Below are 17,948 nucleotides of genomic sequence, written 5' to 3' on the forward strand. Positions count from 1 at the left end.
TCATGAACGACGCGATCAGAGTCGAAGAAGAGGACGTATCCCTGGAGTCTGAGGAGAGTGAAGAAGTCCTGGAAAGTCCGGAGGAAGATTATGGCGAGGCACCTGACTGGGATGCCACCCGCTGTTATCTCAAAGAAATTGGCCATAATCCGCTGCTGACGGCTGAACAGGAAATTTCACTGGGGCGGCTGGTGCAGGCAGGTGATCCGGCGGCACGCAGTACCATGATCGAGTGCAATTTGCGTCTGGTGGTCAAGCTGGCGCGGCGCTACATTCATCGCGGACTACCACTGCTGGACCTGATCGAAGAAGGGAACCTGGGCCTGATTCGCGCCGTGGAAAAATTTGATCCGGAAAAGGGCTTCCGCTTCTCGACATACGCTACCTGGTGGATACGCCAGAATATCGAGCGCGCCCTGATGAATCAGACCCGCACCATCCGCCTGCCCATTCATGTGATGAAAGAACTGAGTACGGTCCTGCGCGCCGCGCGTTGTCTGGGCCAGACTTTGCAGCGTGATCCCACCCCCGAAGAAGTGGCTGCCGCTCTGGATCGACCGGTAGAAGAAATTCGCGGATGTCTGGAAAATGACGGCAGGGTCAGCAGTCTCGATGTTCCCCACGGCCGTGAGTCAGACCGTCCTCTTTCCGATGTCATTGCCGATGCCGCCATGCCGGGCGTCGAAACCGCCTTCGCGGATCGGGATTTATCCCGGCAGATCCATCAGTGGATTGGCAATATGTCCGAAAAACACCGGCAGGTGCTGTTCTGGCGTTTTGGTCTGGACGGCACGGATGGTGCCACTCTCGAAGATGTGGGTCAGCGTCTCGGGATAACCCGGGAGCGCGTGCGGCAAATCCAGGTAGAGGCTTTGCTGGCTCTGCGGCAGCGCATCGAAGAAGAAGGTCTGACCACAGAATCCCTGTTCGGCTGAAAGTCCGTATCCTTCAGCTCCCTCAAAGTTCGGGGTGCAGGAGGGCGGCGAGTACGGCGCGATCTTCTGCCATCAGAATATTGTAGGTACGACAGGCCGCGCTGGTGTCCATGACTTCCACCGGAACGCCAGCCTCGCGCAAGGCCACCATCAGCTTCAAGGGAAAAACCTGTTTTTTGCCCGTACCCAGCAGCAGCACATCCGGTTTGCGTTGGAGCACTTCGGTAAAGTGCTCCAGACCCAGAGCAGCGCTGCTTTCTGGGCCCCAGGGACTCTGCAGCCAATCAGCAGTCACCAGTAAGCCTTCCGTATAATACTGGCCGCGTACCACAATTCCCTCCGGTCCATAGCCGTTGATGAGGTTGGCTTGAGCGTCCAGTTGCCGGTGTAATTTCATGATGTTCCTCCATGATGCGGATTGACAGCTCCGCGTTGCCTCTCTATTGTTCTTCGGTTTCGGTATTCACGACAACCCTTGAAGGCCTGTGCCCCATGAACAGTGATTTTGAACGTATCCGCCGTTTGCCCCCCTATGTGTTTAACATTGTGACCGACCTGAAAAATCAGGCCCGCAAGCGGGGTGAGGATATTATCGACTTTGGCATGGGAAATCCTGATCAGCCTACGCCCCAATATATTGTCGATAAACTTTGTGAAACGGCCCAGCGTGGTGATACCCATCGCTATAGCGTCTCTCGGGGTATTCCCCGCCTGCGCCGGGCCATTACCACCTGGTATGAACAACGCTTCGGGGTGGCCCTGGATCCTGAATCGGAAGCCATCGTCACCATTGGTTCCAAGGAAGGCATCGCCCATCTGGCCCTGGCGACCATGGGGCCCGGCGATACGGTGCTGGTGCCCAGCCCAACCTATCCCATTCATCCCTATGGTTTTGTGATTGCGGGAGCTGATGTGCGCCATGTGCCCATGCTTCCCGGAGTGGATTTCTTTGAAGAGCTGGAAAAAGCGGTAAAGGCTGCCTGGCCGAAACCCAAGATGCTCGTCATCAATTTTCCCCATAATCCCACGGCGGCAGTGGTGGATCTGGATTTTTTCAAAAGAATCGTCGAGTTTGCCAAGGAGCACCGCATCTGGGTGGTCCATGATCTGGCCTATGCCGACATCGTTTTTGACGGTTACAAGGCGCCCAGTTTTCTGCAGGTGCCAGGGGCCAAGGATGTGGGAGTGGAATTTTTCACCCTTTCCAAAAGCTACAACATGCCCGGCTGGCGGGTCGGTTTTGCGGTAGGTAACCCCAAGCTGGTGGGCGCGCTGGCACGCATGAAAAGCTATCTGGATTACGGCACCTTTACCCCTATCCAGGTGGCGGCCATCACCGCCCTCGAAGGGCCGCAGGATTGTGTGGAAGACATCCGCCTGATGTATGAGCAGCGCCGCGACGTACTCTGCGAAGGCCTGGAAGCCGCTGGCTGGGCGGTGGATAAACCCAAGGCCACCATGTTTGTCTGGGCCCGCATTCCGGAAAACCTGCGCAAGATGGGATCTCTGGAGTTTTCCAAGCTGGTGCTGGACCGTGCCAAGGTGGCCGTAAGCCCGGGCATTGGCTTTGGCGAACTGGGTGATGAGTATGTCCGCTTCGGTCTGGTAGAAAATGAGCATCGGACCCGGCAGGCGATTCGTGGCATCAAACAGATGTTCCGTGAGGATTTGTGATGAGCGAGGGTATGGATCCGGTACGCATTGGCATTCTCGGCATGGGTACCGTCGGCCAGGGGACGGTGCGGGTGCTGGCCCGCAATGCCGAAGAAATTACCCGTCGGGTGGGACGGGATTTGCGGGTGGTGCATGCTGCGGTTCGCAATCCTGCCCGCCTGGAAGGGCTGCATCTGGATGCGCGGATCAGTGCTGATCCCTGGGCGGTGGTGCGTGACCCGGAGGTGGATGTGCTGGTGGAAGTCATGGGCGGCACCGGCCTTCCCCGGGAACTGATTCTGGCGGCCATTGCGGCAGGCAAGCATGTGGTGACGGCCAACAAGGCCCTGCTGGCAGAGCATGGCAATGAGATATTTGCGGCAGCCCAGCAACAGGGCGTGATGGTGGCCTTTGAGGCTGCGGTGGCCGGAGCGATTCCCATCATCAAGGCGATTCGCGAGGGCCTGGCGGGTAATCGCATTCACTGGCTGGCGGGCATCATCAACGGCACGAGTAACTACATTCTGACCCAGATGTTTCGTGAGGGCTGGGATTTTCAGCAGGCTTTGGGTGAAGCTCAGCGCCTCGGTTATGCCGAAGCCGATCCGGGACTGGATGTGGATGGCGGCGATGCCGCACACAAAATCACCCTGATGGCTTCCATTGCTTTCGGTATTCCAGTGGATTTCGCCCATTGTCATGTGGAGGGTATTCGCGCTCTGGAGCGGGATGATGTGGTCTATGCAGCGGAGCTCGGTTATCGTATCAAGTTGCTGGGTATTGCGCGGCGCCGCGCGGATGGCGTCGAGTTGCGAGTGCATCCCACGCTGATTCCGGAGAGTCACCTGCTCGCCAATGTCGAGGGGCCCTTTAATGCCATTCTGGTGGAGAGCGATGCTGCCGGACAGAGCCTCTATTACGGTCGGGGTGCTGGCGGTGATCCGACCGCCAGTGCCGTGGTCGCCGATCTGGTGGATGTGGCCCGGACCATGACGGCGGATCCCAGTAATCGCGTTCCCCATCTGGCTTTTCAGGCCGATGCCCTGAGTGCTTTGCCCTTGTTGCCCATGGCCGAGGTGGAAAGTGCCTACTATCTGCGCATTCATGCCCATAATCGCGCCGGCGTGCTGGCCCAAGTGGCAACCATGCTGGCCGAGCATGAAATTTCCATTGAGGCCCTGGTGCAAAAGGAAACCCCGGAAGCCGATACGGTGCCCATTGTGTTGTTGCTGCACCGCTGCCGCGAGGGTGACCTGGAGCAGGCCATCCGCCGCATCGAGGCCCTGCCGGTGGTAGCCCGGCCGGTATTGCGGCTGCGCGTTGAAAGTCTGGCCGAACAGTAAACTATTTTCCGAATCCCTTTTGTTGCAGGAACCTTCCATGACTCGTTATACCGGTATTATTGATCGTTACCGTGCTTTTCTGCCTTTGGCCCCGGATACCCAGGCGGTCAGCCTGGGTGAGGGGAATACCCCCCTCATCGAATGTGTCAACCTGCCCCGCCAGCTCGGGGTGGATATGCGCCTGTTCCTGAAATTCGAAGGTTTGAACCCTACCGGATCGTTCAAGGATCGGGGCATGACCATGGCGGTGACCAAAGCCAAGGAAGAGGGCAGCGAGATGGTTATCTGCGCTTCTACCGGCAATACTTCTGCGGCAGCGGCGGCCTATGCAGCGCGGGCCGGGATGCAGGCTTTTGTGGTGATTCCCGAAGGGAAAATTGCCCTGGGGAAACTCTCCCAGGCGATGATGCACGGGGCGCTGGTCTTGCAGATTCGCGGTAATTTTGATGAAGGCATGCAAATTGTCCAGGAGGTGGCTGCCAACGCGCCGATTACCCTGGTCAATTCAGTGAATCCCTATCGTCTCCAGGGTCAGAAAACGGCGGCCTTTGAAATTATCGAGGCCTTGGGCGAGGCGCCGGATTATCATGCCCTGCCGGTAGGAAATGCCGGCAATATCACCGCCCACTGGATGGGCTACTGCGAAGCCACCGATGGCCGGAAAGAAGCCTCTCAGGTGCTGACCAATGCCTGCAAATTCTGTAATGGCGTCTGTACTTATGGCCATGGAAAAGCTGGTAAGCGTCCGAAAATGCTGGGCTTTCAGGCGGCGGGCAGCGCCCCGTTCATGGCGGGTGATTTTGTGAAAAATCCGGAAACCATCGCCACGGCTATCCGCATTGGTCACCCCATGTCCTGGGATCAGGCCCATCGGGTGCAGGAGGAAAGTGGTGGCTGGTTCGGCAGCCATAGTGATGCAGACATTCTCGAAGCCCAGCGCTGGCTGGCCAAATTTGAGGGAGTGTTTTGCGAGCCGGCTTCGGCAACCTCGGTGGCGGGAGTGGTGGCGGCGGCCCGTGCCGGCAAAATAGAGGCCGGAGCCACAGTGGTCTGCACCCTGACCGGACACGGTCTCAAGGATCCTGATACGGCCATTTCCCAGGGCGGCGAGGTGGTGACCGTCAATGCCACCCTGGATGCAGTGCAACGCGCTATTCTGGAGCGCTGATGGCGGATGTAGGCCTCTGGCTGTCGGGCTTGCACGGCCTGCCGGAGGAGGACCTGGGCACGGTATTGCCGCGCTACTGGGGACGGGGACAAAGAGAACATCTGGCGGCACAGTCTTCCCTGGCAGTGGCGGGCCATTTGCTGGGCTTTCCAGGTGTGCTGCCAGCGGCGGCCTTGTTGGCAGAGTCAGAAGGTATCGCGACCACCGGGTACTGGGTGATTGCACTGGAGCCGGTTACCTTTCTGGGGCAGGCGGGGCGGGCTGTTGTGCAACCCCTGGCGGGCCTGGAAGAATCTGCAGCAGCCGCATTATTCAGTGCTGCAGTAGAGTTTCTGGCCGATTCTCCCTGGACTTTGCAGCGCGGTGCCCGGCGCTGGTATGTGCTGAGTCAGACAACGCCGGACCTGCACTGTCCTGATCCCGATCAGGTCTGGGGGCGTGAACCTTTGGCGCAGCAAAATACCGGCAGCGACGCCCGGCGCTGGAATGCCTTCCTCAATGAATTACAGATGTTCTTGGCAGCGCATCCGGTCAATCAGGATCATGATGGTAGTGAGCCCTGGTGCCTGTTCTGGGCTTGGGGTGAAGGGCGTTTGCCGGAGCAGCGCCCCGTAAGCAAATGGCAGACGGTGGCCGCAGAAGTGGATTATCTGCAGGCCGCCGCCGCCTGGCTCCAACTACCATTATCTTATTCCAAAGCTTTGCAGGCGGCTGCAAAACTTCCGGATAATCTGCTCTGGGTCTGGTCCGGAACCTGGCTTTATCCCGATGCAGCCAAATCTTTTGCAGCACTGGAGCCTGCCTTGCAGACGCTATGGCGCAGCGGTGGGCAGCTGCAATGCTGGACCGGCATCCTGGCAAACGGCGGTGTGGAGCGACTGGTCATGCGCCGGGGTGATCGCTGGCGCTTCTGGCGCAGGGCGCTGCGGCCCGGCCAAGCACAGTCTAAAGGCGCCTAGATGTCGGTGGAAAAGATACGCATCGTTGACCGTCCGCTGTCCATCAAAATCCAGGAAGCCGCTATGGCGCTCGGTTATACCCCCCTGCAGGCGCGCATCATCGCCGGTCGACTGAGTGATGCCGATGTCGGCAAATTGCCGGCCTTGCTGAATCTGCAAATGAGCGGCCTTACCCCGCCCGACCGGCTTCCTGATCTGGCCATTGCTGCTGCAACAGTGATTTCGGCCATCCAGCAACAATGGCCGATTATTTTGATTTCTGATTTTGATGCCGACGGTGCATCAGCCCATGCGCTACTGAAGACCGCTTTCCGGGATTATTTCGGCATCCCCGAACAGCAGATACACAGTTATATCGGTCATCGTTTGCGCGACGGCTATGGGGTTACCGAAACCCTGACCGACCGGATTATTGCCGAAGCACCGAGCCCTGCCCTGATCATTACGGCAGACCAGGGCAGTACCGATCATGAGCGGATCGCCCGCCTGCGTGACCGGGGGTTTACGGTCATCGTCACTGACCATCACGGCGTTCCCGCTTCCGGGCCACCCCCGGCTGCGGTGGCCTGTGTGAATCCGGTGCGTGCCGATTCCGCTTTTCCCGACCCTACATTGCAGGGGTGCAGGTGGCCTGGTTGCTTTGCTGTGCCGTGCGCCAGGAGCTGATTGCGGCAGGTTGCCTGCCTGCCTCAGCGCCAAAGCTCGGCGGATTGCTGGATTTTGTGGCACTGGGTACCATGGCTGATTGTGTGGATCTGGCGCGTTCCAATAATAACAAGGCGATTATTGCCCGGGGGCTGGCGCTTATGAACGCCCCGGGGCGGCGTCCGGTCTGGCAGGCCCTGCAACTGGCCACCCGCAGTCATGGTCCCATTACTGCGGCCACCCTGGCCTTCAGCTTTGCGCCGCTGATCAATGCCCGGGGGCGCCTGGATTCCGCCCTGGGCAGTGTGGATTTGCTGATGAGTGCGCATCTTCCAGAAGCCGAAGAAATGGCACAGCATTTTGTCGAGCACAACAACGAACGCAAAATCGTCCAGGCGCAGATGCTGCAGCGCAGCACCCGTCAGGCCTTGCTGCAAGTCCGGGATGGTGCCTCCGCCATCACCATATTTGATCCCCAAGGTCATCCGGGTGTACACGGCATTTGCGCAGCCCGTCTGGTGGAGTCTTGCGGACGACCGGTCGCCTATTTTTCACCCAAAGCCGAAGGGGACTACATTACGGCCTCTTTGCGTACAGTCCAGGGTTTCCACGTCCGCAATGCCTTGGCAAAAATAGTCGAACGCTATCCCGATGATTTTCTGAGCTGGGGCGGGCACGCCGGGGCGGGTGGCGTGACCCTCAAGCATGAGGCGCTGTCGCGCTTTGCCGAAGCCTGGGCAGCCATAGCCGCAGAAGCCCTGTCCGGCCAGGAGCTTGGCCCGGAGATACTGACCGATGGCGTGCTGGAGGATAGTCCCAGCAAGGGTGTGGTTGAGGAACTGAGTGCTCTGGAGCCCTATGGTCGGCAGTGGGATCCACCTGTTTTTCGAGGCGCGGGGCGTATTGCCCAACTTCGCCCGGTGGGTGACGGCACCCATCTGAAGCTGGTATTGCGCATGGCTGGAGCGGACTACGATGCCATCTGGTTCGGTGCTGCAGAAAATGGCCTCAGTCCGGTGGCTGTCGGCAATGACGTCACTTTCGTCTATGGACTGGAAATCAACACCTTTCGGGACAAGACCAGCTTGCAACTGAGAATAAAGTATGCGGTGGTTACTTAAAATTTTCTGGCACATATTATATATATGGCTGTAGGCTCTGGACGGTATTTTGTTCACTACGGGTGGATTTTTTCGTGTCTACTCCCATGGGCATTAGATACCGGAGTGGTTTCAAATCTGTCTGAATTCTCTCGAATTTTGAGTTGTACGCTGCATAGCAGATGTTATATTGTCGGGTGGTTTTGAATGGCTAGCTGTGCGCCCGGTGGTTTCGAGTACACGAAAGCCCGGAGGATGAATCCGCCTTGGGAGGCCGAGCGATGAACAGACAAAGTGCCCTTGATCTTCTGAGCCGCAGCAAGCCGGAGCTGCAAGCCCGTTTCGGCGTGATCCGGCTGGCCCTGTTCGGCTCTACCGCCCGTGATACGGCGAGTAGCGACAGCGATGTCGATGTGCTGGTGGCCTTCGACGGTCCCGCCACCTCCAAGCGCTATTTCAACGTGCAGTTCTACTTGGAAGATCTGCTCGGCTGTCCGGCCGATCTGGTCACCGAAAAGGCCCTCCGGCCGGAGCTGGGCCCCTATATCGAACATGAGCGGGTCAATGTCTGATGCCAGCCAGCGCGAATGGCGCTTCTATCTCGACGACATGATCGACTTCACCGGAAAGGTGCTCGTCTAAACTGACGGGCTTGACCAGGCCGGTTTCGTGGCCAACGGACTGACCTACGACGCTGGCACAGCGACAGTTCGAGCAGTTTTGTAAAGAAAAGAAGATCAGCCTTTCAGGGTGATACGAAATAAACTGAAACTGGTCTTCGCTAGGCAACAACGATTTGTGGATTGCCGCCCATGCGCTTACTGAAGGCTGGGTTGTAGTGACCAATAATGAGCAAGAGTTCCAGAGAGTAGATGGCCTGCAGGTGGAAAACTGGGCAAAAGCCTGAGATTTTCGCGTCAAGAAAAACCACACTGGAGATCAACGCCGAAACTGCGCATAATTGCATGCTTTATGTGCGGGATAAACGTGCCGACACGGACCGGGTCCGGCTACGGTCACTGGAAAAGGATAAATCATGAGAGAAGTGAATGAGATGCGTGCCTTGCACGAAGATCTCCAGGCCCGGGTGAGCGGCCTGAGGGGGTATCTTTGACCTCGAAGAAAAACGCGGCCGACTAGAAGAAGTCCAGCGCGAGCTGGAAGACCCGGCCATCTGGAACAATGCCGAAAAAGCCCAGGAATTGGGCCGCGAGCGCGCTGCCCTGGAAGCCATCATCATCCCCATGGACAAGCTCAGTGCCAGTCTGGCAGAGGGGGAGGAAATGCTCGAACTCGCCCTGAGTGAGCAGGACCAGGATCTGCTGGCCGCCGTCGATGCGGATCTGGATACGGCGCTGACCATGGTCGCAAAACTCGAATTTCAGCGCATGTTCTCCGGCGATCATGATGCTTCCGATTGCTTTGTGGATATTCAGGCGGGGGCGGGGGGTACCGAAGCCCAGGACTGGGCGGAAATGATCTTGCGCATGTACCTGCGCTGGGCCGAGCAGCACGGTTTTGCCGCCGAGCTGGTGGAAGTCTCGGAAGGGGAAGTAGCGGGTATCAAGTCTGCCAGCATCCATGTCAAGGGCGATCATGCCTTTGGCTGGCTGCGTACGGAAACCGGGGTACATCGTTTGGTCCGCAAGTCGCCCTTCGATTCCGGTAACCGGCGGCATACCAGTTTCGCCAGCGTGTTCATCTACCCGGAAATTGACGACAGTTTTGAAATCGAGATCAATCCGGCCGATCTCAAGGTGGATACCTATCGGGCCAGCGGTGCCGGAGGGCAGCACGTCAACAAGACGGACTCGGCCATTCGGATTACCCATGTGCCATCGGGCATCATTGTCGCCTGTCAGACCGACCGTTCGCAGCATAAAAATCGCGCCGAAGCCATGCGCATGCTGCGTTCCAAGCTCTTCGAGATGGAAATGCAAAAACGCGATGCCGAAAAACAGGCGCTGGAAGACAGCAAAAGTGATATTGGTTGGGGACACCAGATTCGCTCTTACGTCCTCGATCAGTCACGGATCAAAGATCTGCGTACTGGGGTCGAAGTGGGGGACACCCAGAAGGTGCTGGATGGCGCTCTGGATGGATTTATTGAAGCGGCACTGAAAGCCGGCTTGTAAGATGCAGTCACGCATATTCTGCACGAGGAGAGGAAAGTGGATCAGGAACTGAATGACCAGATGCAGGTACGCCAGGATAAGCTGACCCAGTGGCGGCACGAGGGGCAGGCCTACCCCAACCACTTTCGCCGCGATGCCCTGGCCGGTGATCTACAGAGTCGCTACGGCGATATGGATGCTCCGGCCCTGGAGCAGGAGCCCATTCTGGCGCGTCTGGGTGGGCGTCTGATGACCCGGCGGGTCATGGGCAAGGCCAGTTTTGCCGATATTCAGGACCAGTCCGGGCGCATTCAGCTTTTTGTCAGCCGCGATAATCTCGGCGAAGAAGCCTATGCCCGTTTCAAGGCTCTGGATTTCGGGGACATCATCGGCGTGGAAGGCAGCCTCTTTCGCACCAAAACCGGTGAATTGTCCCTGAAGGTGCATACCCTGCAATTATTGAGCAAGGCCCTGCGTCCCCTGCCGGAAAAATGGCATGGACTGAGTGACGCGGAAACCCGTTTTCGTCAGCGTTACGTGGATCTCATCGTCACCGAGTCGGCCCGCCGTACTTTTCAGATCCGCGCGGAAACCGTGACGGCCCTGCGCGAAGGCTTGCGCCAGCGCGGATTTTTTGAAGCCGAAACGCCGATGATGCATGTCATTCCCGGTGGTGCCACGGCGCGTCCCTTCATGACCCATCATCATGCCCTGGATATGACCCTGTATTTGCGTATTGCCCCGGAACTGTATTTGAAGCGGCTGGTGGTGGGCGGGATCGAACAGGTTTTCGAAATCAACCGCAATTTCCGCAACGAGGGCGTTTCGACCCGGCATAATCCCGAATTTACCATGCTCGAATGGTATCAGGCCTATGCCGATTATCGGGACGCCATGGATTTGACCGAGGCGCTGATTCGCGCTGCCGCCGAGGCAGCCCTGGGCACGACCCTGATTCAGTACCAAGGGCAGGCCATTGATTTGGGCAAGGCGTTTCTGCGCATGAGCGTAGCAGAGTCAGTGCGCGCCTACAATCCAGATCTGGCGGATGCCGATTTGCGCGACCCGCAAGTGCTGGCAGACAAGCTGGCGCAGTTGCGGGTGCCCTGCGAGGCTTCCTGGGGTTGGGGCAAGCGGCTGATCGAGATTTTTGAAAAAACCGTGGAAGGCCATCTTCAGCAGCCGACCTTCATCACGGAGTATCCTCTGGAGGTCAGTCCCCTGGCGCGCCGCAATGACCTGGATGGAGAAGTGACGGATCGCTTCGAGTTGATGATTGCCGGACGGGAGCTGGCCAATGGCTTCTCGGAGCTCAATGATCCCGAAGATCAGGCAGCCCGCTTCCGCGCCCAGGTCGAGGCCAAGGATGCCGGTGACGAAGAAGCCATGTTTTATGATGCCGATTATATCCGCGCCCTGGAATATGGCATGCCCCCCACAGCGGGGGTGGGACTCGGCATCGATCGTCTGGTGATGTTGCTGGCGGATCAGGCCAGTATTCGCGAAGTCATTCTTTTTCCCCATCTGCGACCGGAATAAACATGCGCCCTTATGAACTATGGATCGGGCTGCGTTATACCCGGGCAAAACGCAATAATCATTTTATTTCCTTCATTACCGGAACGGCCATTCTCGGCATGGTGATCGGGGTGGCGGCGCTGATAGCCGTCATGGCGGTCATGAATGGTTTTGACCACACCCTGCGCGCACGGATTCTGGCGGTGACTTCGGATGTCATCGTCCAGGGTAACGGAGTGCCGGTACTCAACTGGCAGACCGCCACCCGGCGCCTGTCGCGGGTACCCGATGTCACTGGCGTGGCCCCCTATGTGCAGGCCCAGGCGCTGGTTTCCCACGATGGTCTGGTGAGTGGCGCCATGATTCAGGGTATTGATCCCGCTCTGGAAGGCAAAGTGGACAAGCTGGCCAAGGATATGAAAGTCGGCAAGTTGCAAAGTCTACAAAGTCAGCCCTGGAGTATTGTCCTCGGCACGGCCCTGGCCCGGCAGCTGGGGGTGACGGTGGGCGACAAGGTCACCCTGATTTCACCCCAGGGGGGCGTAACACCGTTGGGCGTGAGTCCGTCCTTGCGACAGTTTACGGTGGTGGGACTGTTCTCCGTCGGTATTTACGCCTATGACAGTGGCATGGCGTACATCAATCTGGGGGACGCCCAGCGCCTCTATGGCCTGGACCAAGGGGTGACGGGTTTGCGCATGCAGATCAAAAATCCTTTTGATGCCCCGGCTTTTGCGGCCCATCTTCAGAAGCAGCTCGGACCGGCCTTTTATATTCAGGACTGGACGCAAACCCATGAAAACTTTTTCAAGGCCCTGAGCATGGAAAAACTGGTCATGTTTGTGATTCTTTCCCTGATCATTGCTGTGGCAGCCTTCAATATTGTGGCGACCCTGGTCATGGTGGTGACTGACAAGGAAACCGATATTGCGATTTTACGCACTCTGGGGGTGACCCCACGCAGTATCATGCTGATTTTCATGGTGCAGGGTGCGGTGATCGGGCTGTTTGGCACCTTGCTAGGGGTACTTTTCGGCGTTCTGCTGGCGCTGAATATCCCGACGCTGGTACCCGCGCTCGAACAACTGCTGCATACCCAGTTCATTTCTCCGCAGGTATATTCCATCAGCCAGCTTCCTTCCAAACTGGAACCATGGGACGTGGTGCATGTGGCGGTGGCGGCTCTGATCATGAGCTGGGTCGCGACCTTGTACCCGTCCTGGCGGGCATCCCGGGTGGCTCCGGCGGAGGCTTTGCGCTATGAGTGATGATCTGATTCTATCTGTGGAACACTTGCGCCAGAGCTTTGCCATTGGCAGAGACAAGCTGGATGTGATTCGTGACGTCAACCTGCAAATTCACCGGGGCGAGAGCCTGGCGATTGTCGGCGCCTCCGGCCAGGGTAAAAGTACCCTGATGCACCTCATGGGCGGGCTGGAAAAACCGACGGGGGGGGTGGTGCGTATTCTCGGCCAGGAAATTTACAAGCTCAGAGAATCCGCCCGCAGTCGTCTGCGCAACCAGAGTGTGGGTTTTGTCTATCAGTTGCATCGTCTGTTGCCGGAGTTTACGGCCCTGGAAAATGTCCTGTTGCCATTGCTGATTCGCCGGGTTCCCCGTCACTCTGTGCAGGCCTGGGGCGAAGAAATCCTGGCACGGGTCGGGCTGGGCGAACGTCTGCACCACAAACCGGGCATGCTCTCGGGTGGAGAAAGGCAGCGCGTGGCCCTGGCCCGGGCGCTGGTTACCCGGCCCGCTCTGCTGCTGGCTGATGAACCCACGGGAAACCTGGATAGCGACTCGGCCGAGAGTGTCCACGATTTGATGCTCAGTCTGAACCGGGAACTGGGCACGGCACTGGTTATCGTGACCCACGAACCGGCGCTGGCAGCCCACATGGGCCGGGTACTGCGCCTGCAGAACGGGGTGTTGCAGCCATTGGAAGGCTGAGTTGATTCAGGCCTGGTGCGCCCTGGCCTGACGCAGGCGACGGCGGTGCAGGCGCCAGATGACCCAGATACGCCAGCCCTGCATGATACCCAGGTAAACCACCACGGCGAGAGAGCTGCCTATTATCAGGCTACCTATCCAGGTCACCAGATAGGCATGCCAAAGCCGGTCTCCCATCGCCATGATGCCCATATCCCCATGGAATATCTCATGAATATCGGCATAGTGAATGGTGATTGCAGGCGCGATGCCCAACTGGCTGAGTAGCCAGAAACCCAATTCATAAGCGGCAAAGAAAAACGGTATGATGGTCAGGGGGCTTGTGACCACCCAGGGCATGATCAACCCGATGGGAATGTAGGCTCTCCGCCAGAGGCAGAGCAAGGTGATGGTGAGCAAATGCCCAAAAAATGGCAGACTGCCGATAAACGTGCCGATAGCTGCCGCACGGGCAACGCTGTGGCGGTGCGGATGCCAGAGCACCGGGCGCGCCAGATAATGGGTAAAACGTCCCAGGGGACGCTTTTTGAGGATTTCCTCGCGGGTGGGAAGGCGGACAAATGCGGGTAGGCGCAATGGGATATTTCCACAACAATATTCGCCCTAGTGTAGCCAAGCTCTGGCCTGGAACCAAATCCTGGCCCTCCCTGCCGCTGGTCGTCCTGGCGGTGGGTTTGGGAATGGGGCTGTTTCACTGTTTCCGGCAGTTACCGCCCCTGTGGATTTCGCTTTCGCTCACCGTCTTGTTTTTACCGCTGGTCTGGAAATGGCGACCAGCTCTGCTCCTGGTGCTGACGACGGCGGCTTTTTCCTGGGGAATCTGGCAGGCGGAACTGCGTCTGGCCGTCCATTGGCCAGTAGCCCGGAATTTTACGGTGGAAGGACGAATAGTCTCCATTCCCCAGCTGGGCGGGCGGGAATACCGCTTTCAGTTGGCTCCCGAACATTGGCTGATGCATGCTCCCGGTGGAGCCCGTCCGGCCATTTTGCAGGTGCATGGATCCCTCCCTGAACTGCCTGTGGTCGGGCAACGCTGGTATCTGCAACTGCGCAGTGAAGCATTGAGCAGCTTGCCCGGCAGCCCTTTTACGGATCTTGCCCGGCAGCGTTTCTGGGCAGGCATCGGCGGGGTGGCACGCATTGAAAACGCACGTTTACTGGCCCCATCATTCTGGAGTCTCGGCGATCACATTGCGAAGGCCCGGCAGGCGGTTTTGCAGGCGACCAATATGGCCCTGGACCGGGAATCCGCCGGATTTGTCCAGGCCCTCAGTGTGGGAGTGGGTAATCAGCTTTCTCCGGAAATCTGGAATGTTTATCGGGATACAGGTACCGCCCATCTACTGGTCATTTCCGGATCCCATGTGGCCGTCGTGGCGGGTCTGTTCGGCTGGTTGCTGCAATGGCTCTGGCGACGAGTGCCCTGGCTGGTGATGCGCTGGCCAGCGCAAACCGCCGGGGTGCTGGCCAGTATTCCGGCAGCCTGGTTTTACGCCAGTTTTGCCGGTATGCAGATTCCCGGAGAGCGGGCGGCCTGGATGATTACTGCCGCCGCAGTGTCCTGGCTGCTGGGACGCTCCCACCGCGCCTGGCAGGGACTGGCTCTGGCGGGACTGCTGATTGTGCTGTTCAACCCCGGGGCTATGGTGGATGTCGGGTTTTGGCTATCACTGGGAGCGGTGGCGGCATTGATAGCGGTCGGTTACGGCGCGGGCGGTTGGCGGACCTTGCTGCGGAGTCAGTGGGCGGTATTTATTGCGCTCCTGCCGCTTCTCGCGGCTTTGTTCGGGCAAATCTCCCTGGTTTCCCCCCTCGCGAATATCCTGGTCATCCCCCTGGTGGAAATGCTGGCGGTACCTTTGGCCTTGCTGGGTACCCTGCTTGCCCTGCTCGATCTGGAGTTGCTCAGTCGCCTGCTGTTTCGCGTGGTTGCCTTACAAATGGACGGGATTACCGCGCTTCTCAAAGTCTTGCTGGAGATCCCTTATGCGCAGCTATATACAGGTACGGAGCGGATCTGGGCGGTACTGGCCGCCGCCCTTGGCCTGAGCATTTTCTTCCTGCCGTCAGGTTGGCCGGGTCGATCCCTGGCCTTTCTCGGACTGCTGCCTTTGTTGGTGCCGGCGGCGGGGGGCTCGGATTTTGAGCTGCACGATTTATCGGCGCAGTCCGGTATGGTCCTCTTCTGGCAAAAAAAGCAGCACAGCGGAATCTGGACGGCCAACCTCTGGAAAGCCGGAGTCCGTCGTGAAGCGGGTCAGGCCCTGGCTGCCGTGCTGCAGAAGAAGGGACTCGACAAAGTTTCGGACTGGGTGCGAACGGATACTTCCACGCCTTTACCCATCCCGGCGGCAGGGCAGCAGTGGGGACCGGTGGGTGCCCGTCATTATCCGCAAAGTCCCGACCCTCTGGGCGTCTGTCGCAGTGGGGCCGGCAATGCACCGGCTGGCAGCGTTTTTGTGGATCTCGGCAAGACCGTCCAGCCCTGCATACTATTGTGGGGGAAGGGGCCGGATTTATTGATTCTCGGCGATATAGATGTCAATACTCTACAGCGGCTGGCCAGCACCCTGTCGAGCACCTTGCAGCGGGTACAGCTGATATTGGCCCCTGACAGCCTGGCTGAGGAAGAGCGGAAATTGCTGGCCAGCCGCATGCCCCACGCGGTCATTCATTACGCAGGGAAGAATCCCGCTGGAGTCTGGGTATGGCAAAACGGACATTTTCGCTCTGCAGCTGTTTCACCGCCAGCCTACTGGCAGGCTCGGGATGGAACCTTTTGATTCATTTTATCGCGCTGCCGTTTTTCGGCTCTTGTGCTATATTCCTGCTTCGTCCAATTTTATAGAAAGCTGGAGGCGATGTGCAGGAGTTGCTGCAGTTATTTAAACTGGGTGGTTTTGTCCTCCCCCTTCTGATTCTCCTGGCCGTCATCGCTCTGGCGATTATTGGCAACCGTTTCTGGGTGCTGCGCAAGGCCCGTATTGCGCCCCGGGATCTGGCTCCCCGGGTCACTGATCTGGTCGAGGCCGGAAAAGTCCAGCAGGCGGTCAAGCTGCTTTACGAAAATGATACCCCCCTGGCGCGACTGATGCTGGTGGCCTTGCAGCAGGCCGGTCAGCCCCGGGATGTCATCAAGGAATCCGTGGAAGAAAGTGGCCGTCATGAGGTGGCGCATCTGGATCGTTTTCTGAACTTCCTCGGCAGTATTGTCGGAGTCTCGCCTCTGCTGGGATTGCTGGGAACGGTATTCGGGATCATGCACGCCTTTGCGGCCATCGGCATGGTGGGGGCCGGTGATCCTAAGGCGCTGGCCAGTGGTATTGCCGAAGCCCTGATTACCACCGCCAGTGGTCTGATTGTCGCCATACCCAGCCTGATGTTTTATCGTTATTTCAAGGGGCAGGTGGATGGTCTGGTGCTGGCCATCGAAAAGGAAGCCCTGAAAGTGGTGAATACGCTTTCCGGAGGATCGGGAAGATGAATCTGCGTCCGCGTGTCAGCGAAGAGCCGGATATCAATGTCGTGTCCATGGTGGATATTGTGCTGGTGCTGCTCCTGTTCTTTATGGTGACCAGTAGTTTTGAGCATCAATCCCATCTCTCCATGCAGTTACCCAAGGCCCAGCAGGCTGCTGCGGGCCTGCCCAAGACCCCTATCACCATTGATCTGAGTGCCAGCGGAGAGGTGCAGATGGATAAGGTCCATGTGCCCATGGCCGCTCTGCTGGGACGCCTGAAAGCCCTGGCAGCCAAGGATCCGCAACGGGTGATCGTGTTGCGTGCCGACAAAAATACTACCCAGCAATATGTGATTGATGTGCTGGATGCCGCCCAGGAGGCTGGACTGACCCGGATCAGTTTCGCCACCTTGAGTAATCGCTGAGCGGTGCGACTCGAAGGCCGTTCCCTGCGTCTGGCGGCCCGTCTGGCGGCTTTCTTGATCAAGGGAATAGCGCTGACCCTGCGCTGGGAAGATGTGGGCGACGCCCCGGTTCGGCAACAAATTGCAGCGGGACAGCCCTTTATTCTCGCATTCTGGCATGGACGCGGAGTCATGATCACCGAAGCCTATCGGCGTGTCGGTGGTCGTGATATTCATGTGCTCATCAGTGAGCATCGGGATGGAGAACTCATTGCCATGACCCTCGCCTACTGGGGCTATTCCGCCGTGCGCGGCTCATCGCGGCGTGGTGCGGTGAAGGGAGGCAGGGGGATGCTCAAGATGGCCCTGAGCGGGCGCACCCTGGCCATTACTCCGGATGGACCCCGAGGTCCCCGGGAGGTTCTGCAAAAAGGGGTGATTGATCTCGCTCGCATTTCCGGCCTGCCGATTATTCCGGTGAGCTATTCGGCCCGGCGGGCCAAACGCTTTTCAAGCTGGGATGGTTTTTTGTTGCCCTATCCAGGTTCGCGCATAGTGCTGACCTGGGGGGAAGCCCTGCAGATTCCCCGGGATGCAGACTCCGTCATGCAGGCCACACTGCAGCAGCAACTGGAAAGGACCATGATAGATTTACGCAAAAAGGCGGACAAGTTGGTGGGTCGCCAGTATGAGTAGTCC

At 58.4% G+C, this 17,948-nt stretch carries 18 protein-coding genes and 1 pseudogene; 17 read left to right on the forward strand and 2 right to left on the reverse strand.

The window, feature by feature from the left end; genetic code table 11:
• Nucleotides 1–2: 2 nt before the first annotated feature.
• Nucleotides 3–935, forward strand: a complete 933-nt coding sequence (rpoS, locus tag AC2VLR_RS02135; protein ID WP_486880656.1) for an RNA polymerase sigma factor RpoS — start codon at nt 3–5, stop codon at nt 933–935.
• Between the two features lie 22 nt (nt 936–957).
• On the opposite strand, the gene AC2VLR_RS02140 is transcribed toward rpoS, so the two are convergent.
• Nucleotides 958–1,332, reverse strand: a complete 375-nt coding sequence (locus tag AC2VLR_RS02140; RefSeq protein WP_486880657.1) for an Mth938-like domain-containing protein — start codon at nt 1,330–1,332, stop codon at nt 958–960.
• A 95-nt stretch (nt 1,333–1,427) separates the two neighbouring features.
• On the opposite strand from AC2VLR_RS02140, the gene alaC reads away from it, so the two are divergent.
• The 12 genes and pseudogenes from alaC to AC2VLR_RS02200 all read left to right on the forward strand — a co-directional run bounded on the left by alaC (nt 1,428) and on the right by AC2VLR_RS02200 (nt 13,385).
• Entirely contained in the window at nt 1,428–2,609 is a 1,182-nt protein-coding gene (gene alaC, locus AC2VLR_RS02145) for an alanine transaminase (RefSeq protein WP_215842678.1), read from the forward strand.
• Entirely contained in the window at nt 2,609–3,931 is a 1,323-nt protein-coding gene (locus AC2VLR_RS02150) for a homoserine dehydrogenase (RefSeq protein ID WP_216360840.1), read from the forward strand. Before alaC ends, AC2VLR_RS02150 begins: the two co-directional genes overlap by 1 nt.
• Nucleotides 3,932–3,968: 37 nt before the next feature.
• Nucleotides 3,969–5,099, forward strand: a complete 1,131-nt coding sequence (thrC, locus tag AC2VLR_RS02155; RefSeq protein WP_486880658.1) for a threonine synthase — start codon at nt 3,969–3,971, stop codon at nt 5,097–5,099.
• Nucleotides 5,099–6,058, forward strand: a complete 960-nt coding sequence (locus tag AC2VLR_RS02160) for a hypothetical protein (RefSeq protein WP_486880659.1) — start codon at nt 5,099–5,101, stop codon at nt 6,056–6,058. The genes thrC and AC2VLR_RS02160 overlap by 1 nt, the downstream gene beginning before the upstream one ends.
• Nucleotides 6,059–6,724, forward strand: coding sequence for a DHH family phosphoesterase (locus AC2VLR_RS02165; protein ID WP_486880660.1), 666 nt, complete (start codon nt 6,059–6,061; stop codon nt 6,722–6,724). It begins immediately after the preceding gene.
• Nucleotides 6,685–7,824 (forward strand): DHHA1 domain-containing protein, encoded by a 1,140-nt coding sequence (locus tag AC2VLR_RS02170; protein ID WP_486880661.1) that lies wholly within the window; start codon nt 6,685–6,687, stop codon nt 7,822–7,824. The genes AC2VLR_RS02165 and AC2VLR_RS02170 overlap by 40 nt, the downstream gene beginning before the upstream one ends.
• Before the next feature lie 260 nt (nt 7,825–8,084).
• Nucleotides 8,085–8,375, forward strand: coding sequence for a nucleotidyltransferase family protein (locus AC2VLR_RS02175; protein WP_486880662.1), 291 nt, complete (start codon nt 8,085–8,087; stop codon nt 8,373–8,375).
• A 221-nt stretch (nt 8,376–8,596) separates the two neighbouring features.
• Nucleotides 8,597–8,710 (forward strand): annotated as a pseudogene (locus AC2VLR_RS02180) (VapC toxin family PIN domain ribonuclease); the annotation flags it as partial.
• Nucleotides 8,711–8,839: 129 nt separating this feature from the next.
• Nucleotides 8,840–9,938, forward strand: a protein-coding gene (gene prfB, locus AC2VLR_RS02185) for a peptide chain release factor 2 (RefSeq protein WP_486880663.1) whose coding sequence is annotated in 2 segments (ribosomal slippage) — nt 8,840–8,914 and nt 8,916–9,938 — 1,098 coding nt in all. Because the reading frame shifts where the segments join, the coding sequence is not laid out codon by codon here.
• Nucleotides 9,939–9,974: 36 nt separating this feature from the next.
• Nucleotides 9,975–11,456 (forward strand): lysine--tRNA ligase, encoded by a 1,482-nt coding sequence (lysS, locus tag AC2VLR_RS02190; RefSeq protein WP_486880664.1) that lies wholly within the window; start codon nt 9,975–9,977, stop codon nt 11,454–11,456.
• A gap of 2 nt (nt 11,457–11,458) precedes the next feature.
• Nucleotides 11,459–12,703 carry a lipoprotein-releasing ABC transporter permease subunit gene (locus tag AC2VLR_RS02195; RefSeq protein WP_486880665.1) on the forward strand — a complete coding sequence of 415 codons (1,245 nt, stop codon included), beginning with the start codon at nt 11,459–11,461 and terminating at the stop codon, nt 12,701–12,703.
• A complete protein-coding gene (locus AC2VLR_RS02200) occupies nt 12,696–13,385 on the forward strand; it encodes an ABC transporter ATP-binding protein (RefSeq protein ID WP_486880666.1) in 690 nt (229 codons plus the stop codon). The genes AC2VLR_RS02195 and AC2VLR_RS02200 overlap by 8 nt, the downstream gene beginning before the upstream one ends.
• Before the next feature lie 6 nt (nt 13,386–13,391).
• Here AC2VLR_RS02200 and AC2VLR_RS02205 read toward each other — a convergent pair whose 3' ends face one another.
• Nucleotides 13,392–13,961, reverse strand: a complete 570-nt coding sequence (locus tag AC2VLR_RS02205) for a DUF2062 domain-containing protein (protein ID WP_486880667.1) — start codon at nt 13,959–13,961, stop codon at nt 13,392–13,394.
• Here AC2VLR_RS02205 and AC2VLR_RS02210 point away from each other — a divergent pair.
• From AC2VLR_RS02210 to AC2VLR_RS02225, 4 genes are all read left to right on the forward strand, one after another.
• Nucleotides 13,946–16,168 (forward strand): ComEC/Rec2 family competence protein, encoded by a 2,223-nt coding sequence (locus AC2VLR_RS02210; protein WP_486880668.1) that lies wholly within the window; start codon nt 13,946–13,948, stop codon nt 16,166–16,168. The two genes, AC2VLR_RS02205 and AC2VLR_RS02210, sit on opposite strands and share 16 nt — an antisense overlap.
• A gap of 80 nt (nt 16,169–16,248) precedes the next feature.
• Entirely contained in the window at nt 16,249–16,869 is a 621-nt protein-coding gene (locus tag AC2VLR_RS02215) for a MotA/TolQ/ExbB proton channel family protein (RefSeq protein ID WP_486880669.1), read from the forward strand.
• Entirely contained in the window at nt 16,866–17,270 is a 405-nt protein-coding gene (locus AC2VLR_RS02220; protein ID WP_215843069.1) for an ExbD/TolR family protein, read from the forward strand. The genes AC2VLR_RS02215 and AC2VLR_RS02220 overlap by 4 nt, the downstream gene beginning before the upstream one ends.
• Nucleotides 17,271–17,273: 3 nt before the next feature.
• On the forward strand, nt 17,274–17,945 hold the full coding sequence (locus AC2VLR_RS02225) for a lysophospholipid acyltransferase family protein (RefSeq protein WP_486880670.1): 672 nt from the start codon (nt 17,274–17,276) through the stop codon (nt 17,943–17,945).
• Nucleotides 17,946–17,948: the final 3 nt, after the last annotated feature.

The sequence above is a fragment of the Acidithiobacillus sp. TH-A117 genome (genome assembly GCF_057473465.1).